Source organism: Oleiphilus messinensis (genome assembly GCF_002162375.1).
Classification (GTDB): Bacteria; Pseudomonadota; Gammaproteobacteria; order Pseudomonadales; family Oleiphilaceae; genus Oleiphilus; species Oleiphilus messinensis.
In genome coordinates this window covers 5,895,806-5,914,601 of the sequence record NZ_CP021425.1, presented here as the reverse complement: position 1 = coordinate 5,914,601, position 18,796 = coordinate 5,895,806, and the positions used below count along the sequence as shown (strand labels likewise).

Below are 18,796 nucleotides of genomic sequence, written 5' to 3'. Positions count from 1 at the left end.
GGGTCGGGATGTTAACAATCCCTACCCCGCACAGCGTAAAAACCATGTATCAATCCGGCCTGATAAAATTGTACGGGATGTTCAAAACCGCCCGCGCTGATGATTTCGCCGATCTGTTTTGCCGGGATCACTGCGACATCGGTGTTGTAAGCGGTTTTTACACGATTGATCATGTCTTCAGAGACTTTGGCGTTGGCCATGACGGTCAGCCAGAGTGACAGCAGTTTTTCATATTCCGGTGCTGATGTGTCTGCGGCGAGATCGGTACTGACCATTACGCTTTCGGGTTTTAGTCGTCCAGCGATTTCTCGGAAAAATGCCGAACGGTCGTCAGGGTTCAGGATAAATTGTGAGACAAGAAAGCTCGTTGCGCCATCGTGTTGTGTCCGTTGCGGCAGGGTTTCCAGATACCCTTCGTGGAAATAGCAGCGATCGCTCATTCCTGCTTGTTGCAGTGAATTTTTGCAGACTGTTAACATCTTTGCCGACGGTTCTATCACCGTAAATGTCCAATTCGGGAATCGTTCGCCAAGGTACAGCAATTCTTTTCCGGTACCGGCTCCGATACACAAGATATCTGACTCCGGTGGGAGGTCGGCAAAAATCGATCCGAGAAAAAAGTACAAGCCATCATTGATCGGTGCCATGTGTGACCATTGCTGATCATACCCTTCAGCCTGTTGATCAAAGAGTGCCTTGATTTCATCTTTGTTCATACTAACTCCTGACTTGCCGGTTTATTTCCGGGGGGCGTTATTCAGGTCTATGGCGGCTTGAATCAGGGCTTTGAAGGTATCGGCGTCGATAGTCTCACCTTCACCGATATCGATTGCCCGTCGCTGTTTGCCTTCCAGGCTCGCGTTGAACAAGCCACTTGGATCGGGTAAAAATGCACCTTTTTGAAAGGTCAGTTTTACTTTTGCCTTGTATGATTCTCCAGTGCAGATGATTCCACTATTGGACCAAACGGGTACGCCGGTGGGATTGGTTGGCTTGAACCACTTGCAGTCTTCTTCAACTGTCGGGTCAACCTCATTGATGAGTTTTCGGATCTGGCTCAGCATGTCACCGCGCCAGTCATTGAGGGCTGCGATTTTCTGGTCGACGAGGCTAGGGCCGGTGGCCGTTTCTGCCGTGGTGGATTTGCTCACGTTCCTTTGCTCCTTGTCCTGACATTTGCGGATGCGGTAATTGCGGGCGTCTCAAAAGTGTAGCGTAAATCCAAGGTCGTGTTGACGTTTCAAGGTGGTGCGATATGCTACGTTTTTATTCGTATTCACCCCTGCCTTACAGGACTTGAAACATGGAATACCGCAAACTGGGTAAAACCGACTTGGACATCAGTCTGATCGGCCTGGGTACAATGACCTGGGGAAATCAAAATACACAGGATGAAGGCTTCGAGCAAATGGATTATGCGCTCGAGCGAGGCATTAACTTTTTCGATACCGCGGAGATGTATGCCATTCCCCCTGCGGCAGATCGTTATGGTTCAACCGAGACCATTATAGGTAACTGGTTCAAGGCGAGAGGCACCCGGGATAAAGTCATTCTTGCCTCCAAAATATCCGGGCCGGGTTTAGCGTGGATTCGCGAAGGCAGTGCCATCACCAAAGAGACCATCATCCAAGCCGTCGAGGGCAGTTTGCGACGACTGCAAACGGACTATATTGACCTTTACCAGCTACACTGGCCCAATCGAGGGTCATATCACTTCGGTAAAACCTGGACATTTGCACCAGGCTTCGATGCAGCGCAAGAAATTGAAAACTTTCTCGAAGTGCTGGAAACGTTTCAGGATCTGATTGCCGCTGGCAAAATCCGTCATATTGGTCTGTCCAATGAAACGGCCTGGGGCACCAGTAAGTGGTTACAGCTATCAGAACAGCATGGCTTGCCACGCATGGCTTCCATCCAAAACGAGTATTCCCTGCTATGCCGGTATTTTGAACCGGATCTGAGTGAAATTGCACACAGTGAAGCCTGTGGCCTGTTGGCCTGGTCGCCCTTGTGTCGCGGAATTCTGAGCGGAAAATATCTGGATGGTGCGCGGCCCGAAGGTGCACGCCTGACGATAGAGACCCGACCCGAACACCGGATCGGTGAAGCAACGGACAACGCGACTCGCCAATATATGGCGCTGGCCAAACAACACGGGCTTGACCCTTGTCAGATGGCTTTGGCGTTTGTGAACAGTCGACCGTTTGTCAGCTCGAATCTGATTGGTGCAACTACCATGGAACAATTGCGCAGTAACATCGACTCGATTGACCTGACCTTATCTGCCGAAGTCCTGGCAGGAATTGAATCCATTCACCGAGTATTACCCCAGCCCTATTAATCTGCGGTTTGGTGCTCTTCACGCCACACTGGAGTTACGGTGGGGCGTGGTTGTACGTTTACTAAACAGTTGATAACGGTAGCAAATCACAATATATCGTTGCTTCCGTCGTGAACGTCATTCTGGATTCTGTTAACCAGTACCTCATTCATTTGACAGACAATTCTCAGATTTTGAATCCGGCCTTAAAAACCCTCTTTTACGTGCTGTTTTTCATCAAAAACGCCAACTATAAAACAGTAATAGATTGTTATCTTCCGTAATCTTGGCATCGTATCCAATAGGGAGGATTCTGCAGTGATGACTGAATTACGGGCACGTACACGAATGCCAACAGCCAATCTTAAATCGTCCATTCGTGTGTCCAAAGGCCTTCTCAAACAACTATGGGAAGAAGCCAGAGCAAAAGACTTTTCATTCTTCGGAATGTGCTTGAAAACCAACCGGGAATACCATGTTGATGATGTGATCACGCTATCCCTTCAACTGGAACTGGATGTGGGAACCATCGGCATAGAGCAAATCAATGCGCGAATTGTCCGGGTGAACAAATTAGTCGGGTTTTATGAATACGGCGTTGAATTCGACCAGAAAGTCGTAAGAAACCCGACAGGTGATGTGGCCAAAGACTTGCTGCGCATCGAAAACTTCCTGACCCGCCAGGCCGCGCTGACAGCTCGATTGTCAGAGCAGAAGATCGCGTAAGTAAATTCATTGTGCTCAGTGCATGCCAAGGTGCTATTTTAAGGCCGGCTTTTCCTCAAGTTTCCCCGGTCCATGCGGGGAAACGAGCAGCGGATCGTATTTCCTCGCCTATGGCAGCGCAGGACACTGGTCCTCCATCCATTCCAGCATTTTGCGCATGACGGCAGGAGACTCGAGGTCATGCAGCAAGTCGTGACGGGCTTCAGGGTATATGCAAAGTTCTGCACCCTCTACGCCTGCAATCCGATGTAACCGTTCTGGCCCCTCTGGATTGACGAGTGCATCTTTCGCTCCTTGAAGTGCCAAAAAGCAATGTCTGAAATTAGCCATGTTGTCGGCAACATACCCATTGGCATTCATCAACTCCAAGCCTGTACCCGCCTCAATCTTCCCGTGATAAATCAGCGGATCACTGCAGTAGCGCTCGCGTTCAATTGGACATTGACTCATCATCCAGGCTTGTTTCAGTGTCGCCAGTTTCAAGTGAGGGAAGTGACGCCCGAGCAGTCTGGACAACATGCGTTTCCAGAGTTGAATGGCAGGGTTGATCGTCAGAGCTGCGCTGTTAAATATCACACCCTTCACCCGTTCCGGGTACTGCAGTGCAAGATGAAAGGCCAGGCAGCCGCCCATACTATGACCGTTTAACCATACCGGTTCAGTAATATTCAGTGTCTCCAGAATACGCAAACAATCGCCCACTAGATCAGAAAATCGCTCGACTCTCGCCCGAGGGCCGGCAGATCGACCGTGCCCTGGCAGATCAGGAAGAACCACAGCAAAACCGCGGGCATGAAACTGTTCGCCGAGTTCCCTGTAACGCTCCCCATGATCGCCCCAGCCGTGCAGAAACAGTATTGTGCCACGCGTACCACCTGCGTGGTATCCCCAACAGTGATGTCCTGTGACTGAAGTGTATGAGAAGTCCTGCCATTGGGTTGTCATGTTGCATCCTCTTCGTTTTGAGCCGTGTGATTGCTCTAACGGTAGAGGAATGTGCTCGTACAGGCATTACCAAATGATAAGGTGAGATCTTGAATCAGGTAAGATTCCGCTTGATGCGTGAAAGAGATTGTTCCGTGACACCTAAATAGGCTGCGATCAGGTGATTCGGTATTCGTGATTCGAGACTGGGGTAATCCCGAATGAAGTTGATATAGCGTTTCCGGGCATCGTTACCCAGCAGATCCAGTTCTCGACGTTCATGACGGATGAAATGCTGTTCCATATAACGTCGCCAGGCAATATTGAGCTTGAGTGATTGATCCAGGCCCGTTTGCAGGCAGGAAAATGGAATAGAGCAGATCGTGCAGGGTTCGATTGCCTGCACCGTACACTGGTTGGGTGATTGTGTGAGAATGCTGCTGAGAGTGGCGTAAAACATGTCCTCCCTGAGAAATGCCCGAACATAGTGGCGACCATTCTCTGTAACGTGGTCAATCTTCAGCAAGCCATCAATGACCAGATACAAACGGTTGTCTTGTTTACCGCATGCCACAAGCGTTTCACTCTTGGCCAAGTGGTGAACGCGAAATACCTCATCCGGAATGAGCTCGCGAATATCTGTCGCTCCGAGCGATTCAAATCGAGATAAAAAGTACTCCGCGCAGTCTGTGAGTTGCTGCTGATTCATATCCATTGTTTGCTATCGTAATTACTCACTCGTTGTCAATTTCCCGATACAGAGTTCGTAGATTTGTCTGCCGATAAAATGGGGGATTTCTACCTCTATATTATACTGTTTTCTGTGGTAGGATCTTCCTTCTGCTTTCAATTATAGTGCTCGGAAAATGGAGTTTCGAGACGATGGTCAACATTCTGAGTGTAATTTTGATGGGGCTGACAGCCTGTTCCGATCAGAGGATAGATTGTCCCCCGGTTGTTGATACGACGGAGATAGTAGCCACAAATTCGACGCTTGGTACTCAGTATTTTTTAGTACGTCGTATTTCTGGGTGGCACGACAAAACGGTTATCTTCCAAGTTTTTGATGGCAAGCCTCAACTCGATGCATGTAATCAAGATTTAATTGTCCCGCTCTACGAAGACTCAGTCGAATCGGGCAACGTCAGCATAATCACTTTTAATCGTACTGAATTATCGTTTGTCGTGGAGTATCAAGATGACTGGGATGGCCAAACTTTATTGCGAGTAGAGTAGTTTTGCTGAGATCCACTGAGTAATTCTTCACGGAAATCGTTTACGTAGTGGCGGTATGTTCAGTACTTCCACTTCGTATAGATACTGCATTTGAAATACAAACAGGTCGTATTCTGCCTCCCTGCCAAAGCCCTGGTTGATCAGTTTTTTGGCCAGTTTCTTGATATCGTCGAGATAGGAGACCTTGCTTGGTGCGTTGAGGCCGATGAGTTTTGCGAGCAGGAACAGGGTGGCGTAATGGTGGGTTTTGTTTTGGTGCCTTGCATCTGTGGTGACCATGGCCTTTTCGACGAAAGAACCCCAACTGCGATTGGCACTGCGTTCCACTAATGCGAGGCGGACGTATTGCATGTTGAGTTGTGCTGGACCGGCTCGGGTGTGGCTGAAGACGTGGTCGACATCGTATCGGGATTTATCGGGTGCGTTAAGGTAGTCGTAGTCTGCATGCCATTGCGCGAATTGGGCGAAGGCCACTTCGTAGCTTGAATAGCTGGGGCGCACCCAGAGCTCAGGCCAATCGGTTTCTGCACCCACTACAATTGCATTATGTGCAGCTATTTGTCGTTTATTCGTGTCGTTGGGGAGCAGGATGAATAAATCTTTCCCTTCGCCCCGGTTGCTGAATCCTGATTCGCTGCGTACTCCGGCCAGAAATACACCGGTGCGATGCCACTCTCGGCTGAATGATGCGACTTGTTGCTTGATATAGTTTGACGTATTCACACGGGATCTCCTTAAACACTGGTTTCAGCGATCTTGCTCGAACTTGCGTGCGGCAAACGTTCATTCAAAAACGCCACTAACCTTTCATAAGCAAGCCGTGTTGGATGTCCTTCTTTGTCTTGATAGTCTACCGTAAGTACGGAGTGGGCATAGACGGGGATCTTGTGGGGATTGCGGAGTGAGCTGTCGATATCGATGCGTATGAAGTTTTTGCCCAGCCGTTGTTCCAGGGCATCAAAGCGGGCTTTGGGGCAGATTACATCGTGGGTAAAGCGTAAGCCGAGTACGGGAATGTTTTCATTCAGTGAGCGGCTAACGGCCTGGTCCAGTTCTGAGTCAGGAATCCCCAGGTCTGCTCTTCCTTTTTTGGTCAGGAAACCTCTGGCGTAACCGGGTTGTGAGACGACGGGGGCGGCGACAGCTTCATCGATCAATAACGAGAGCGCAAAGCCGCCGGTAAAGCACATGCCAATTGCGCCGACTGGCCCACCGGATTGTTTCTGCATCTCCCGGCACAGCGCCCGAAGCCACTCGGTGACCTGACTCGGTTTGTTGTGTGCCAGCAAGTTAAACTCTTTTTGAATACAAATCTTGAACAAATTTCGTCCCGGTTCATAGGGACTGTCGGGCTTACCAAAAAGGAGTGGCAGATAGATGGTATAGCCTTCCCGATTGAGACGTCTGGCGAATTCAACCGTATGCCGTGTCATACCGGGCAGCTCAATCATGATGAGAACCGCAGGCTGATCGTCGCTCCCCAATTTAAAGACCGGTTTGCTCAGGCCATCATACGAAAACTCAAACGCCTGAAAATCATCCATATCCGGCATGGATCTGCTCCCTATTGGTGTGTTTTGTGTGGTACAAGTGTACTGACTGACAGGTGCTGTGGTCGAGGTCATTTTTTGCCAAAATTTTGCTGAGGGTTAAGTGGTCGATTTGGCGCAGTTGATTATAGGGCATGTTAACTGAGTCACAGACACACTGGGACTTTTCGATTGAAACCTGTTTGAAATAGGCGACTCTGGTCTACTCTGAAACATGATCAAATCCAAATTGAAAATAAAAACTCGTAAACGAGGCTTGGCATGGCTGTAATTAAAGGTTTAGAAGCATCTTTTCGCCATTCGCAAAATGGCATGATCCGGTCCGATATGCAGGCATGCACCCGGGTAGCAAATAAACTCGGGGAAGTGATTATCTTTCGTTCTACCGGGCCCTGGGCGAAACGCTGGATCGAACGGGGTTACCCAACCAAGAACTTTCATGTAAAAGGCAAGAGTTCAGACTGGGGGCCGCAGGCGGGATTTGTACCGTATCTCGGGAAGTACAGTAAGGTCTGGTTTAATCAACAAAAAGCAGACAAAGGAACCCAGGCAAATGATAAAGGTATCAAAGGTGGCTATGCCAAGAAGCAAACGTTGGTCCTTACGGACAGTGAAATTAATGATCAGCTAAATCGACCAGAGGAGCACCCGGCGCGAAAGGCGATCAAAAGCAAGACGCAAGTTCAAGGCTCCAAGGATTTAATTCTGATATGCGAACCCAGTGGCGGTGGCAAAGAGTTTGCGTTTAAAGCGATACACCGCAGTCAGAGCAACGACTATGAAATCTGGTATTACCCGGAGGGTGCCGGTACAAACTTTTTCAAATTGGTTGATGCGCAGGTGGGCGGGCCTCTTGAGGTGATGTGCTCGGGAGAGAAAGGCGGTGAGAAGCCCATGACCGGTGACTATGACTTGATGGCGATCTGTCCGTCATGGGGCCAATACGGCAGCCTGACATCCACTTCGATCCATAAACCCGGACTGTGGTTTGGCAACAAACAACAACCGGGCTTGAGCTACGGTCCGGGTGTGGGGATGGACAATGTGTTGGATCCCCGGCTGCACACCGGAGGAAAGTTCGATCACAAAGATTATCAGGGCAGCCGCTACAGTGAACAGGCGAAACTGAATTTGCAGCAGGAATCAGGGAAATACGATCCTCGGGAAGAACATGAAGATATGGGTAACCTCACGCCCCGAATACTGCGGTGTATCAATGAATTGAATGCCGAGATGGGAGCACTGGGCTCCAAGGCACCCATGCGTCGCGTTCATCATAATGCGGAGTCTCACCGTCACAAAGGCTTCGGGGCGATCACCGAGTCCGAGATGAACCAGATTCTGAGCAATGGCTTCGGTGATGGCTTTCCGCTCACGGTCTTTCAGCCTTCGGCGCTGGTCCGACCCACCAGCGGACAGGTCTTGCCGACTGCAACCTACACGGAAGTGTGCACGTTGGAAACTTATGCAGAATTTAAACAGTATGCGGTTGCCCTCAAGGGGGCAGGTTATTTTGTGCCGAAAAGCTGGGTGTGGGGCTTGCCCAGTCAAATCCGCTAGTCGTCACAGCATTCGCCATCGATTTTTAGAGCCAGCATTGTGCTGGCTTTTTTATTGAAACGCCGCTCACATTTCACAACGTTTGTCATTTCGCCTGCTGATTTATCCCGTCGATAACGCTCTCTTTAATAGATCAATTTTAAAAATAGCTTTTGACCTGATACTGATTTTTGGAGAGATGTGATGATGATTCGAGCTTTGTTGTTTGTATTGGTTTGTGTCTCGGGTAACGTGACCGCAGGCGTTATCGATTTTGATTTTGAAAGTGCCATGTCGGTGGTTACTGAAAATACCTGGACAGCGGGTACCGATGATCTGGATACCTGGTATGCTCCTCACAGCACGAATTCCAGTAGCGAGGCTGCATTTTCCATTGAAAACGGTGTGATTAATCTGGACCATGACAATAGAAATCACTACCGCAGCATGCTCTATGCCATTGCTCTCCCGGATGCGGGTACCTATGAACTCCTGCTGGAAACACTGTACAGCAATTACAGCAACCAATTGAATTATTGGCAGGTGTTTGCTGCAAATGATGGTGCGACCTTCAACCTTAGATCGCTAACCTGGTCAACTGTACCAACCAGCGCCACACGATTGACCCGTGATTATGCTCCTGATGATGGCAGTGAAAATGGTGTTGATTTTATCGGTTATTCAAATGAGTTCTCGATTAGTGAGGCTGATTTTGCATCCTATGATTATCTGGTGCTGGCGCTTACCGGTAGTCGCAATTCCAGCCAGATGCTGCAGTTTGATAATCTCTCAATCTCGGAAGTACCTGAACCCGGCTCGCTTGCGCTTTGTGTTGTTGCTGCACTGGCAATGACAGGCCTGCGTCGTCGCCAGAACAGCAAGATTTAGCAGGGCTTAATCGATCACCGGCCTGATGACCAAGTGGGTCTGGTGCTCTTTCAGGATTGTCTCCTCATCAAGATGTACCGTCTTAAACTCAAGCGCCTCATGTAATGTCTGTTGGTCATTAATATGAGGGCTTGCCTTCCAGCCGGTGTTGATAAACCAGCTTTGTCCACCACTCGGGATGGCGCTCAGGTAATAAGGTTTTTCCGGGGTGATTTCCATAATCGAGAGCCAGTCGGGGGCACCATTGTCGATAAACGCTTTGGGTAGATAGCGTAGCTTAACCGCGCCACCGCCATAACGAGTTGAGCGCTTCGGATTAAATGTATGTTTTTCGCCATCGCGCATGTCCTCGCGAACCATATAGCGCCAATAGACGGGCTCTAACCAGCTCGTCAGGTCATCAGACTCAAAACGCTCATGCAACTGTTTGACTGTGGCCGATACGCTTTGGGCGATGAGGTCTGCTGGATCTTGTCCATTAAAGTAATCGAACTGCATGGGATTACCTGCTTGTTTGCCCTCCAGCGCTCTTAACAACAACGAAGTTTGGTAGGGGATATAGACGTCATCGTCAAGTTTGCGCCACCAGTCATCAATATCGTCACTGAAGACGGTTTCAAGGGCCGTGGGAAGCCAGGTACGGAAAAGTATTGCGCCGGGATGGTCGTAATAGCCATCACCATCCTTATCCAGAAATAGCCCGTTCCACTCCAGCATCAGCTGTACTGCTTGTTTGGCTTGAGGATCTTCCATTCGTGCTGCAGCGGCTTTCAGATAAGGTGCAAAAAAGGCTGGTGAAGTGAGTGACAGATCAACTGAATAGAAAGATGCACTAATCGTTCGATTGAATGCTTTCAGATCTGCAATTGAAATTTTGTTTTTTCCCGCTATGAGTTCCAAGGGAAGATGTGTTCGAAAATGTTTACCCCAGCGTGATCCGTCGCCATAGGTGATGCCGCTTGCCGGGGTATTGTTCCAGGCGTGGATAAAACCTTTTCCGGGGTTTCGTAAACCGGGATTTTCTGAATGGGGGGTCATACCCAGCCAATCCTGAGAGCCGTCTCCATTGGCGGGGAGCCTTGGGTCTGCACCGGGTGAGCGAATAGGCAGGTTACCGGTATGTCGAAAGCCGATGTGTCCGTTTTTATCGGCGTAAGACAGGTTTGAGTTGGCTGCAAATCCACTGTTGAGGTTTTCCGCCAGGTCGTCGGCGGACTGAACGTTCAAAATCTCCAGTGCACTGGCCCAAACGTTTGCTTCTTCCATCCACATGGCCCATCGCTGGGCATAGGCGGTATTGTTTTCTTGGTCACGTAGTATTACCCGGCCATGGACGGTTGTTGCGAGTTCAAAGCTAACCGGCTCTGCCCCTTTTACATTAATTGTTTCCGTGCGGAGCTCCATGTCATGCCACTGTCCCCGGTACCGGTAACGATTCGGGTTGTCGGGATCTGTTTGCAAGGCAAAAATATCTATGGTGTCACGTTCCCCTGTTGTGACGACCGTACCAATGTGCATGTTTTTCCCTTGCAGGGGAATGCCCATGGGAGGCACAGTGAGCCCTGCGAATTCAAACTCGGGCGTCTTGATGTGGATTTCCCGGCCATCGGCAGTACCCTGAAGAATAAGTGGGTTACCGGTCGCCGAGCGTTCCGGACCGATCACGATGGTGCGGCTCGCGCCCTGTGAAATACCGAATTGACTTACCACATCAACAGACGCCAGGGTCTGTTCGCGGAACTCTGCCGATGCCGCTAGCGCAGTGGCTGACAACTGGGTTCTTGACATGGAGACGGCGTTGCTTGACTGGTGTAGTCGTGTTCGCTTGCTATCGTCCGCGATTGCATGGGCGTCCGGATCCGCTAGGGGCAAAATATCGTCAAAAATCAGCTGGGCGGTATCGTTCCCATACCGTTCAACGAGCGCTTGCAGGAATGCCTGATTGGTTAACTCTGTGCCACCACTCGATCCGAATTTACGTAGAATCAAGGTGATGCCGGAGAGAATATCCTCCGGGGTAAAGGGTTGGAGCTCAATGCCTAAAAAGTCAAATTCGATAGGGCGTTTTTCATCAGGATGATCGACTGCCTCCTGAATGTAGTGATTCAACCCTTTGACCATCGCGAGAAACGCTTTTCGGGGGTTGTCATGCAGGCCTGCTATCATCGTGGATAGCTCTTCTTGAGTGTAGGCCCGTGATCGAGACCATTTGTCGTAATCAACTAGTTTGGGGCCAAATATTTCTGCCAGTTCTCCTTTAGCAGTACGTCGAATCAATTCAACCTGTGTGAGACGTTCTTCAGCCATGGTATAGCCGACTGCGAAATACACATCTTCGAGCGATTCTCCGAAGATGTGAGGAATACCGTATCCATCGCGATAAACATCAACTTTTTGCTGGAGTGCCGCACTGGATATCTCCCGGTTCAATTCAGGCTCGATGTAGCCCCGTTGAATGAAATATACATAGGCTCCAATACCGACTAAAACGATTAGGATTCCAGTCAGTCCAATTCCTGTTTTCTTTATTACACTGCTTCCCATTTTATGTGCCTATTTCTCTGATATTGTTGATTCAAGCGCTGGCCTGGGCATCCGCGATTTTGATGTTGTTGGATGTCGTTGGATGTCGTTGGATGTTGTTGGAGGTGGTGGCTTTAACCCAGACCCGCATCCCCAGATCCGAGAGCACCACAACACCCAGCATGGCCATAAGGACTTGGCTGCTGTTCATGGTTTGCAGACCGAAGATCATCAGCCCCCAGCCAACGAGCAGCCACTGTATGATGTATACGACGGTTACGTATTTACTCCAGGTGTAAAGTATGGCGAATATCGGATTGTGGGGAATACTGTTAACAATGAACTGACAGGCACAAAGCACCAATATCGTGAAGCAGGAAATACAAATAATTAAACCGGGTCCACCGCGAAGACTGTCTGCCAAATGGAACTCAACATCGGTGAAAATAATCCCGAGACCGATCACCATACCGGTAGTGGCGATCCAGAAAGAACGCCTGAAAAAGTCAGGCAAACTGGAACTTGTTTTTAGCCAGCCACCAAATGCCATGCCAACCAAGGGGTAGGTGAGCCAGGGGAATTGAGGGAATATGGCCCCTTGTGCTTCATAGCCCCAAAAGATTTGTAAAAGCTCATCGAGGTATAGGTTGCCAGTGCTGATATCCCAAAGCAGGGGCGACACAAAATTAACCAGCAGTGCTGTGGCTAACCAATATTTTGGGTTGGGTAAATAGTGTTGCAGCAGGCTGCACACAGCAAAGGCAATTCCCGCAAACTGGAGGACGTCAACGATTAAAAACTCTGTAAGTGGAGTGTGAGGTCCCAAATCCTCATAGGTGACGAGGCCCATTTGTATGGATAACCACATCGGGATTGTGCCTCTGAACAGGTTCAGAACGTAGCCCAGAGCAAACAGCATGGCGGCTCGCTTCAATCCCTGAGCCAATGTCGCGTTGGGGGTGTAAGCGACGAAAATCCCCATGATAAAGACAAACGTAGAGGCTGCTGGCCAACCGACAAACGCTTTAAAAGAAGCGCCGATCATTGTTTCATGCACTGTACTGGATCCATAGAAGTCCAAAGTGTGTATGAGCATCATCAATAAAACGGCGAGGCCACGGGCCAAATCAAATGCTTTGATTCTGCTCGAATCAACTGTAGTGGCATTCATGGATATAAATTCCTCGAAAAGATGAAAAACTGAGATTGGAATGCAAAAAACCAGAGCGCTCTGCTGCGTGCACCATTTCAGTGAGAAGGTTTCAATTCTTTCATAAATGATAATTATTTACAAATGCAAGCAATGTTCGTTTATATTTTATGATTAATAATGCAAATGCTAATAGTAATGTTTCTCATATTGATCTGTCTTTTTCTATCGTGTAGAGTTCGCGTTTTCTTGGAGAGAGTTGGGTAGTCAAATGAAAAAATCGTTACTTTTGGTCGGTGCAGGCAGTTTGATTTTGTCCCCCATTGTTGTGGCAGAGGCAATCGATAAGGGCAAAGTCGCTGCAGAGCCGGGTCCGGAGCAAGTCAAGACGCTTGCACCTATCGAGATTAAGGGTGAGCAAGACAATTCTTTCATCAACCAGGATCGAGTCAGCCAGTCTTTCAAACAAGGATTGAGCGTGCACGAGACGCCCGCTTCGATCAGTGTGGTGAATCAGCAGTTTATTCGCGACACCGGTGCCAAGAATATTCAGGATGCATTACTGTATACCTCAGGTGTTTATGCCGGAAATTTTGGCTTTGATACCCGGGGCGACTGGAAGTATGTGCGTGGTCTTAATGCTTCGGATTATCTGGATGGTTTAAGATCGATTTACGGTTCCTATAATAGTGTGCGAACCAACGTTTATTCTCTGGAGCACATTGAAGTCCTGAAGGGGCCTTCTTCCTCACTATATGGACAATCTGATCTGGGGGGGATTGTGAATGGCGTGTCCAAATTACCTAAACCGGAAGCACAAGGGGAAATTTGGGCGCAAGTCGGGTCCCATGAGCGAAAACAGCTGGCCACGGACATTACCGGACCAGTCACCGATGATGGGAAATGGCTATTCCGGCTCGTGGCACTTGGGCGCGATAGCGGGACCCAGGTTGACCATGTCGATGATGATGGCTATGTATTAGCGCCTTCTATCACTTGGAAACCCCAAAACGGGACCGAAATAACATTGTTGTTGAATCGACAGGAGAACAAAGGGCAGGTATCGGCCCAGTTTTTGCCCTCTCGGGGCACCATTGATCCCGCCCCGAGAGGTCGTATTCCGACAAACACGTTCGTTGGTGAGCCCGGTTGGGATCGCTATGACCGTGAAAGAACGGAAGTCACATTGTTTGTTGATCAGAAGTTGGCGGAAAACTGGAAGGTCTCTGGTGTATTGCGCAAGTCAGACTCCTCCGCAGAAACCCGAGAGCACTGGATCGATGTTGGAGTCGTTCCCGATGATGAAGGTAATGCGACTCGTACCCTTTATCAGGTTGACCGTGAAACGGATGTGCTGAGCTTTGATGTGCGTGCCCAGGGCAAATTTGATATTGGTATTACGCGCCATACTCTGACCGTCGGTATCGACCGACAGGACGCCCTTTGGAAAGAAGGTAACTATTTCTACGGTTATGGCCAGGGTGGTACGATAAATCTCTATGATCCCCAGTATGGCAACCTGAATCGTGCGGCCCTGGCGAATACTTTTGATCGCCCGGATAATGAAATCGTACAAACCGGTATTTATATTGTCGATAGCATGGAGATTGGGAATGCACTGGTTTCTGCTGCCCTGCGCCGGGATGATTCCGAAACGACCACCATTATCGCCGGAGCAGATAATGTTAAAAGCGAAGACAAGGAGATTACTGGCCGTATCGGTTTAATGTATCGATTTGATATGGGGATTAATCCTTACATCAGTTATGCCGAGTCGTTTGTTCCCAATCTGGGGACAGATCAAGGGGGCAGTCTGGATCCGACTACCGGTGAGCAGAAGGAAATCGGCGTGAAGTATCTGTCGCCCAACAAGGATTTGTCTGCATCCCTCGCCTGGTTTGACATTGAAGAGGAAAAAAGAGTTGTCCCGGACAGTCGGCCGGACAGTGTCAGACAAATTGGTGCGACTGTGGAAGGTTGGGAGCTTGAGGTCAAAAAGCGCTGGGACCAGGCGGAGTTGCTTGCCACTTATACCGACTTGAAAGCTGAAGAAGGTGAAACCGGAACCCGATTGCCGTATGTAGCGGAAAAACAGGCCTCTATTTGGGGCAAGTATGACTTCACCAATGGTATTCGAGTTGGTTTGGGTGCGCGTTATAACGGCGATAATGTTGGTTTCGGTGGTGGACCACTGGTTTCTTCTGCAACATTGTACGATGCTATGCTGGGCTACAGTTTGGGTGACTGGGATTTTGGTGTTGATGCGAAAAACCTCACCGATAAGACCTATGTTTCCTGGTGTCGTTCGGCAGGAACGGATTGCGGATATGGTGAGCGTCGTATGATTACGGGCAACGTGAAATACCTGTTCTGATTCCGCATCGGCTGAAGGTTCCGGCTTGCTTGCTAACCAGGATTAAAGCGGTTCCCCCTCGATGGTTAAACGTCGCCAGATTTCGAACGTAAGCAACATCCACAGTCGAATCCCATAGCGACCTTTGCGATCATCGAGATCGTAGTCAAGGATTTGCTTTACGCGCTTCGGGTCGAAGATACCCGCTTGATCCAGCGACTTTTTACTCAGTATTTTTTGGGTGTAACGGCGCATTTCTTTCTGGAACCAGTAATGCACCGGAACTCGCATTCCGCTTTTAGGCCGTTTTATGATTCTGGCGGGCAAATAGGGTTCGTATGCACGTTTTAATACGATTTTTTCCACACCGCCCTGTAGCTTTAAGGTCGGGGGCATGGCAAAACTGAGTTCAGCCAGGCGTTGATCGAACAAGGGAGAGAGGGCTGTGATCTGGTGTGCACCGGTCATGGCTTCTACTTTGGGTAGAATTAAATGCGCCCCTTTGAGTTGTGTGTTCAAAAGCATTAGTTTGTTCAGGAATGTGCCGGGCTTTGGCCGGTTCAGATAGTCGCCAATTACGTCTTCCAGGTGAGTTTTGGGATCGATCTCCCGGCGAATGTCCGGCGTGAGAATGGATTGCCACTCCTCATAGGCCCGTCGGTAGGATGCCAGATAATTGCGCTCTCTAAAACCCGCATCCCTTTCAATACCGCCATACCAGTGGTGCAGTAGCATGCTCAGGTTTTTCGGACCACCGAACAAAGGGTCTCCTCCTTCGCCATTAAATACCCAGGGTGTGAGCCGGGCAACATGTGCAGCCAGTTCATAGTTGGGGACCGTGATGGGATCACCAATCGGATTGTCTAACGTCCAGATTATCTGCCTCAGCCGGGGCAGAAAATCCCTGGGCTGGATGAGAACTTCCTCGTGGATCGTATGGCAGTGGGTTGCGACCATCCGGGCGAATTCCAACTCGTTAGGATATTTTCTGCCAAAATGAATCGCGAAGCTATGGATGCGACCTGGCGCCTGTTTTGAGAGTTCCGCTGTTACGGCACTGGAATCAACACCGCCGGACAGGAATACGGCAATGGGATCCCGGTCGGGTAATCGTTCGGCAACAGCAGCCTGGTGGGCCGCTTTGAACTGTCTGACCCACTCGGCTTCTGAATAAGATTGATGTTGGCGGGGCGCATCATAATCAAGGTATGAAACACTTGAAGGTGGGGTGTTGTGGGGCAGTATGAGTGCATGACCCGGTTGCAGTTCCTGAATCTCTTGCAGCATGGTAGCGGCACCGGGAATAAAGCTGAATGAGAGATATTGCGCCAGCGCTTCAGGGCGCAGAGTTCGGTTGAGCGATGCGCTGCTCCAGATGGCCTTGGGTTCAGAGGCAAAATAATATCGGGCATCATGGTAGGCCCAGAATGCGGTTCGATTCCCCAGTGAATCGCGAACCAGTATAAGTGCCTGTTCAGTCATTATGGCAAGTAAGAATTGTCCCCGAAGTCGCTTGAATAACGCCATGCCTTCGCTTTGAAATGCTGTAAGTAATTCCGGGAGCGATGTGTTTTCAGGTTTTGTCAGGAAACCGGCAAGCGCAATGGCATTGTCACCATTGTGGTATGAGCCGCCGACCAACCATCGGCAGTTTTTGGGGACTGGACGGTGCAAATGCCCCAATTCACCCCAAGGGGTTCGGGATATTTGCTGCAAAGGGCCGCGATGTTTGAGTTTCTTGCCCATGGCAGCTAACAGACTGGCTTCGGGTTTGCCAAAATAGCCGATTAATGCACCCATTCACGATCCAGAAATAACTGAGTTTTATTAAAGTACAACCAAAGCTTACCCAAAGTCACTAAACTCCAGGGCAAAGCTCCACAGGTCGTCATCGTCAGCTTCATACATGGATTGAGACTGTGCAATGGCATTGGCAAGGAGTTGAAACAATGGCCCGCCAGCCATAAGGTCGACCGGGGCGAGCTTGGCTGTTATGGGTAAGTGTTTGAAGCCTTTTATGCGGGTCATTTGATGGGGGAAAACGCCCAAATCAGTGACTGGATGATCTTTAATCCGGAACTTCTTGCTGGATGTTAACGTTGTGGCCATCGCCACGCCGCTGGCATGGTGTAAAAGATAAACCGGGAGGTCTGGTCGTTGTTCGAGTAACCGGTTTGCCTTTGGTAGAAGGTAATCAGGGTACCCGTTGATGGACATGATCAGGGAACGGTGATCCGTGTGCAGATTGTTCTTAACCAGCCAGTCGACCAGGTAATCTTTCTCCACAAGTAGTAATCGTTCTGCGCCATAGTCGTACATGTCCCGCTCCGGCCATTCAGGCGGCGGCTCATGCAGGGTGGGCTTGTCGATATAGTGGTCCATAAACCGGGTATAGCCTTTTTTCTTCCAGCGTGCCAGATAACTGCGAAACTGCGCGGGTTTGATGGGGGATTTGCGCATTCCGGAATAATGAAAGAGCGCGCCAGCGATTCCGGCAAGCAGGGTGAGGAGGAGAAACCATCCGTTTTCCTGCACAATACTGAGGATGATTCCGGGAATGAGACCAAAGACGATGGTAATCCCCAGCCAGGCAAAGCGATTCAATTGTTTCAGGGCAAAAACGGCATAAAGCTGATTACTGGTGAAGTGGGCAGTTCCTTCCTGGCTGGCAACCCGGATCGCAGCAAAAAAACGTCCGTCCGTGAAGCCGCATTGACGCTTGTCGAAAACAAACCGGTATCCGCAGCCCTGGCAGACCAGTCCATATTTGTATTTTTGGTCATGTTGGCACTGTGGACAACGCATGTTAGCTGATCTCCTGACCTTGTATCAGTGCCCGTGGTATGTGTTTATTGCTGCTGTTCTGGATTTTTTTCCCATCCACCCAGGTCCGGTTTAGCATGGGGTGGTTTTCGTGCGTTGGCCCCCAATCACTATCCGGGTGAAAAGCGATAATATCCATTGCCGTGTTGCCGGTTCGAAAGCTGTGTTGGGCCTGTGCTGGAATGTGAAAAATTTTTCCGGGTGTGAGGCGTGTATTTCCCGTCGGTGTAACGCACTCGCCCATGCCGCTCGCGACAATGCCGGCGCGCAAACTGGGATGGGTATGCTGGGTTTGTTCAATGCCCGCCGGGAAGTGCAGCAGATTCAAGCATGGATCGCCCTGTACGGGCGGTGCGCCAAGCAAGGTGTCGGAACAGCCATCGATGTAGCGCAATCGACCAGCCTGCTCGACGGGTCCACCCATCGCGTATAATCCCCGGTAACCTTGTCTTTGGGCGATAAAAAGTCGCGTCTCCGGGTCGAGCTCCAGCGTGAGACCGGATGCACTGACGAACCATTGGCCAGAGCGCAGTTGCCAGTCGATTTGATGGTCAGAAATTCGAGCCCGCCCCTGAGTAATGAAACCGAAACAGGCACCGGAATCCGCTATTCGCACCTGACCAGGATTGTTCTGGTGAACGGGCGTAACCGTCTCATAGCCGAAAAGCGTTGTCACCAGTGGACTATTGTCCGCTGGGACAAGTTCACCCCAATAGGTTTCCCAATGTTTAAATGTTTCGTTCATAGCTGATTTTGAAGTAATA

17 protein-coding genes are annotated in these 18,796 nt (G+C 49.7%); 6 read left to right on the top strand and 11 right to left on the bottom strand.

Going from position 1 to position 18,796, the window contains the following annotated elements; all coding sequences use genetic code 11:
• Nucleotides 1–11: 11 nt before the first annotated feature.
• Complete coding sequence (locus OLMES_RS25635; protein WP_087463874.1) at nucleotides 12–716, bottom strand: class I SAM-dependent methyltransferase; 705 nt, start codon at nucleotides 714–716, stop codon at nucleotides 12–14.
• Between the two features lie 21 nt (nucleotides 717–737).
• On the bottom strand, nucleotides 738–1,151 hold the full coding sequence (locus OLMES_RS25630; RefSeq protein ID WP_232465212.1) for a DUF1801 domain-containing protein: 414 nt from the start codon (nucleotides 1,149–1,151) through the stop codon (nucleotides 738–740).
• A gap of 152 nt (nucleotides 1,152–1,303) precedes the next feature.
• Here OLMES_RS25630 and OLMES_RS25625 point away from each other — a divergent pair, with 152 nt between their 5' ends.
• Both OLMES_RS25625 and OLMES_RS25620 read left to right on the top strand, forming a co-directional pair.
• The gene (locus tag OLMES_RS25625) at nucleotides 1,304–2,341 is read left to right on the top strand and encodes an aldo/keto reductase (protein ID WP_087463873.1); all 1,038 of its coding nucleotides are present in this window, start codon (nucleotides 1,304–1,306) and stop codon (nucleotides 2,339–2,341) included.
• 300 nt (nucleotides 2,342–2,641) lie between these two features.
• On the top strand, nucleotides 2,642–3,046 hold the full coding sequence (locus OLMES_RS25620) for a PilZ domain-containing protein (protein WP_087463872.1): 405 nt from the start codon (nucleotides 2,642–2,644) through the stop codon (nucleotides 3,044–3,046).
• 108 nt (nucleotides 3,047–3,154) lie between these two features.
• Here OLMES_RS25620 and OLMES_RS25615 read toward each other — a convergent pair whose 3' ends face one another.
• Nucleotides 3,155–3,991 (bottom strand): alpha/beta hydrolase, encoded by an 837-nt coding sequence (locus OLMES_RS25615; protein ID WP_087463871.1) that lies wholly within the window; start codon nucleotides 3,989–3,991, stop codon nucleotides 3,155–3,157.
• A 94-nt stretch (nucleotides 3,992–4,085) separates the two neighbouring features.
• Nucleotides 4,086–4,685 carry a Crp/Fnr family transcriptional regulator gene (locus tag OLMES_RS25610; RefSeq protein ID WP_087463870.1) on the bottom strand — a complete coding sequence of 200 codons (600 nt, stop codon included), beginning with the start codon at nucleotides 4,683–4,685 and terminating at the stop codon, nucleotides 4,086–4,088.
• Nucleotides 4,686–4,852: 167 nt separating this feature from the next.
• Between OLMES_RS25610 and OLMES_RS25605 the strand changes: the two genes are divergently transcribed.
• On the top strand, nucleotides 4,853–5,206 hold the full coding sequence (locus OLMES_RS25605; protein ID WP_087463869.1) for a hypothetical protein: 354 nt from the start codon (nucleotides 4,853–4,855) through the stop codon (nucleotides 5,204–5,206).
• A gap of 27 nt (nucleotides 5,207–5,233) precedes the next feature.
• Here OLMES_RS25605 and OLMES_RS25600 read toward each other — a convergent pair whose 3' ends face one another.
• The gene (locus tag OLMES_RS25600) at nucleotides 5,234–5,929 is read right to left on the bottom strand and encodes a hypothetical protein (protein WP_087463868.1); all 696 of its coding nucleotides are present in this window, start codon (nucleotides 5,927–5,929) and stop codon (nucleotides 5,234–5,236) included.
• Nucleotides 5,930–5,940: 11 nt separating this feature from the next.
• Nucleotides 5,941–6,759: a dienelactone hydrolase family protein gene (locus OLMES_RS25595; protein ID WP_157678606.1), complete on the bottom strand. Its 819-nt coding sequence runs from the start codon at nucleotides 6,757–6,759 to the stop codon at nucleotides 5,941–5,943.
• Between the two features lie 258 nt (nucleotides 6,760–7,017).
• On the opposite strand from OLMES_RS25595, the gene OLMES_RS25590 reads away from it, so the two are divergent.
• Together OLMES_RS25590 and OLMES_RS25585 are read left to right on the top strand one after the other, a co-directional pair.
• Complete coding sequence (locus tag OLMES_RS25590) at nucleotides 7,018–8,316, top strand: anthrax toxin-like adenylyl cyclase domain-containing protein (RefSeq protein WP_087463866.1); 1,299 nt, start codon at nucleotides 7,018–7,020, stop codon at nucleotides 8,314–8,316.
• 183 nt (nucleotides 8,317–8,499) lie between these two features.
• Nucleotides 8,500–9,183, top strand: coding sequence for a PEP-CTERM sorting domain-containing protein (locus OLMES_RS25585; RefSeq protein WP_087463865.1), 684 nt, complete (start codon nucleotides 8,500–8,502; stop codon nucleotides 9,181–9,183).
• 6 nt (nucleotides 9,184–9,189) lie between these two features.
• On the opposite strand, the gene OLMES_RS25580 is transcribed toward OLMES_RS25585, so the two are convergent.
• Both OLMES_RS25580 and OLMES_RS25575 read right to left on the bottom strand, forming a co-directional pair.
• Nucleotides 9,190–11,727 carry a penicillin acylase family protein gene (locus tag OLMES_RS25580; protein WP_087463864.1) on the bottom strand — a complete coding sequence of 846 codons (2,538 nt, stop codon included), beginning with the start codon at nucleotides 11,725–11,727 and terminating at the stop codon, nucleotides 9,190–9,192.
• A 31-nt stretch (nucleotides 11,728–11,758) separates the two neighbouring features.
• Nucleotides 11,759–12,877 carry a heparan-alpha-glucosaminide N-acetyltransferase domain-containing protein gene (locus tag OLMES_RS25575; protein WP_087463863.1) on the bottom strand — a complete coding sequence of 373 codons (1,119 nt, stop codon included), beginning with the start codon at nucleotides 12,875–12,877 and terminating at the stop codon, nucleotides 11,759–11,761.
• Between the two features lie 250 nt (nucleotides 12,878–13,127).
• Between OLMES_RS25575 and OLMES_RS25570 the strand changes: the two genes are divergently transcribed.
• Nucleotides 13,128–15,230 carry a TonB-dependent siderophore receptor gene (locus OLMES_RS25570; RefSeq protein WP_087463862.1) on the top strand — a complete coding sequence of 701 codons (2,103 nt, stop codon included), beginning with the start codon at nucleotides 13,128–13,130 and terminating at the stop codon, nucleotides 15,228–15,230.
• 42 nt (nucleotides 15,231–15,272) lie between these two features.
• Here OLMES_RS25570 and OLMES_RS25565 read toward each other — a convergent pair whose 3' ends face one another.
• From OLMES_RS25565 to OLMES_RS25550, 3 genes are read right to left on the bottom strand one after another with little or no spacing between them, the layout of a single operon-like run.
• A complete protein-coding gene (locus tag OLMES_RS25565) occupies nucleotides 15,273–17,009 on the bottom strand; it encodes an asparagine synthetase B family protein (RefSeq protein ID WP_087463861.1) in 1,737 nt (578 codons plus the stop codon).
• A gap of 45 nt (nucleotides 17,010–17,054) precedes the next feature.
• The gene (locus tag OLMES_RS28165; protein WP_157678604.1) at nucleotides 17,055–18,014 is read right to left on the bottom strand and encodes a toprim domain-containing protein; all 960 of its coding nucleotides are present in this window, start codon (nucleotides 18,012–18,014) and stop codon (nucleotides 17,055–17,057) included.
• A 1-nt stretch (nucleotide 18,015) separates the two neighbouring features.
• A complete protein-coding gene (locus OLMES_RS25550; protein ID WP_198343127.1) occupies nucleotides 18,016–18,777 on the bottom strand; it encodes a cupin domain-containing protein in 762 nt (253 codons plus the stop codon).
• Nucleotides 18,778–18,796: the final 19 nt, after the last annotated feature.

Excerpts from the sequence above, each read along its gene's own strand:
- OLMES_RS25635 (WP_087463874.1), bottom strand. The coding sequence starts at position 716 with ATGAACAAAGATGAAATCAAGGCACTCTTTGATCAACAGGCTGAAGGG.
- OLMES_RS25605 (WP_087463869.1), top strand. The coding sequence starts at position 4,853 with ATGGTCAACATTCTGAGTGTAATTTTGATGGGGCTGACAGCCTGTTCC.
- OLMES_RS25550 (WP_198343127.1), bottom strand. The coding sequence starts at position 18,777 with ATGAACGAAACATTTAAACATTGGGAAACCTATTGGGGTGAACTTGTC.
- OLMES_RS25575 (WP_087463863.1), bottom strand. The coding sequence starts at position 12,877 with ATGAATGCCACTACAGTTGATTCGAGCAGAATCAAAGCATTTGATTTG.
- OLMES_RS25625 (WP_087463873.1), top strand. The coding sequence starts at position 1,304 with ATGGAATACCGCAAACTGGGTAAAACCGACTTGGACATCAGTCTGATC.
- OLMES_RS25580 (WP_087463864.1), bottom strand. The coding sequence starts at position 11,727 with ATGGGAAGCAGTGTAATAAAGAAAACAGGAATTGGACTGACTGGAATC.
- OLMES_RS25590 (WP_087463866.1), top strand. The coding sequence starts at position 7,018 with ATGGCTGTAATTAAAGGTTTAGAAGCATCTTTTCGCCATTCGCAAAAT.
- OLMES_RS25615 (WP_087463871.1), bottom strand. The coding sequence starts at position 3,991 with ATGACAACCCAATGGCAGGACTTCTCATACACTTCAGTCACAGGACAT.
- OLMES_RS25565 (WP_087463861.1), bottom strand. The coding sequence starts at position 17,009 with ATGGGTGCATTAATCGGCTATTTTGGCAAACCCGAAGCCAGTCTGTTA.
- OLMES_RS25570 (WP_087463862.1), top strand. The coding sequence starts at position 13,128 with ATGAAAAAATCGTTACTTTTGGTCGGTGCAGGCAGTTTGATTTTGTCC.
- OLMES_RS25610 (WP_087463870.1), bottom strand. The coding sequence starts at position 4,685 with ATGGATATGAATCAGCAGCAACTCACAGACTGCGCGGAGTACTTTTTA.
- OLMES_RS25595 (WP_157678606.1), bottom strand. The coding sequence starts at position 6,759 with ATGCCGGATATGGATGATTTTCAGGCGTTTGAGTTTTCGTATGATGGC.
- OLMES_RS25585 (WP_087463865.1), top strand. The coding sequence starts at position 8,500 with ATGATGATTCGAGCTTTGTTGTTTGTATTGGTTTGTGTCTCGGGTAAC.
- OLMES_RS25620 (WP_087463872.1), top strand. The coding sequence starts at position 2,642 with ATGACTGAATTACGGGCACGTACACGAATGCCAACAGCCAATCTTAAA.
- OLMES_RS28165 (WP_157678604.1), bottom strand. The coding sequence starts at position 18,014 with ATGCGTTGTCCACAGTGCCAACATGACCAAAAATACAAATATGGACTG.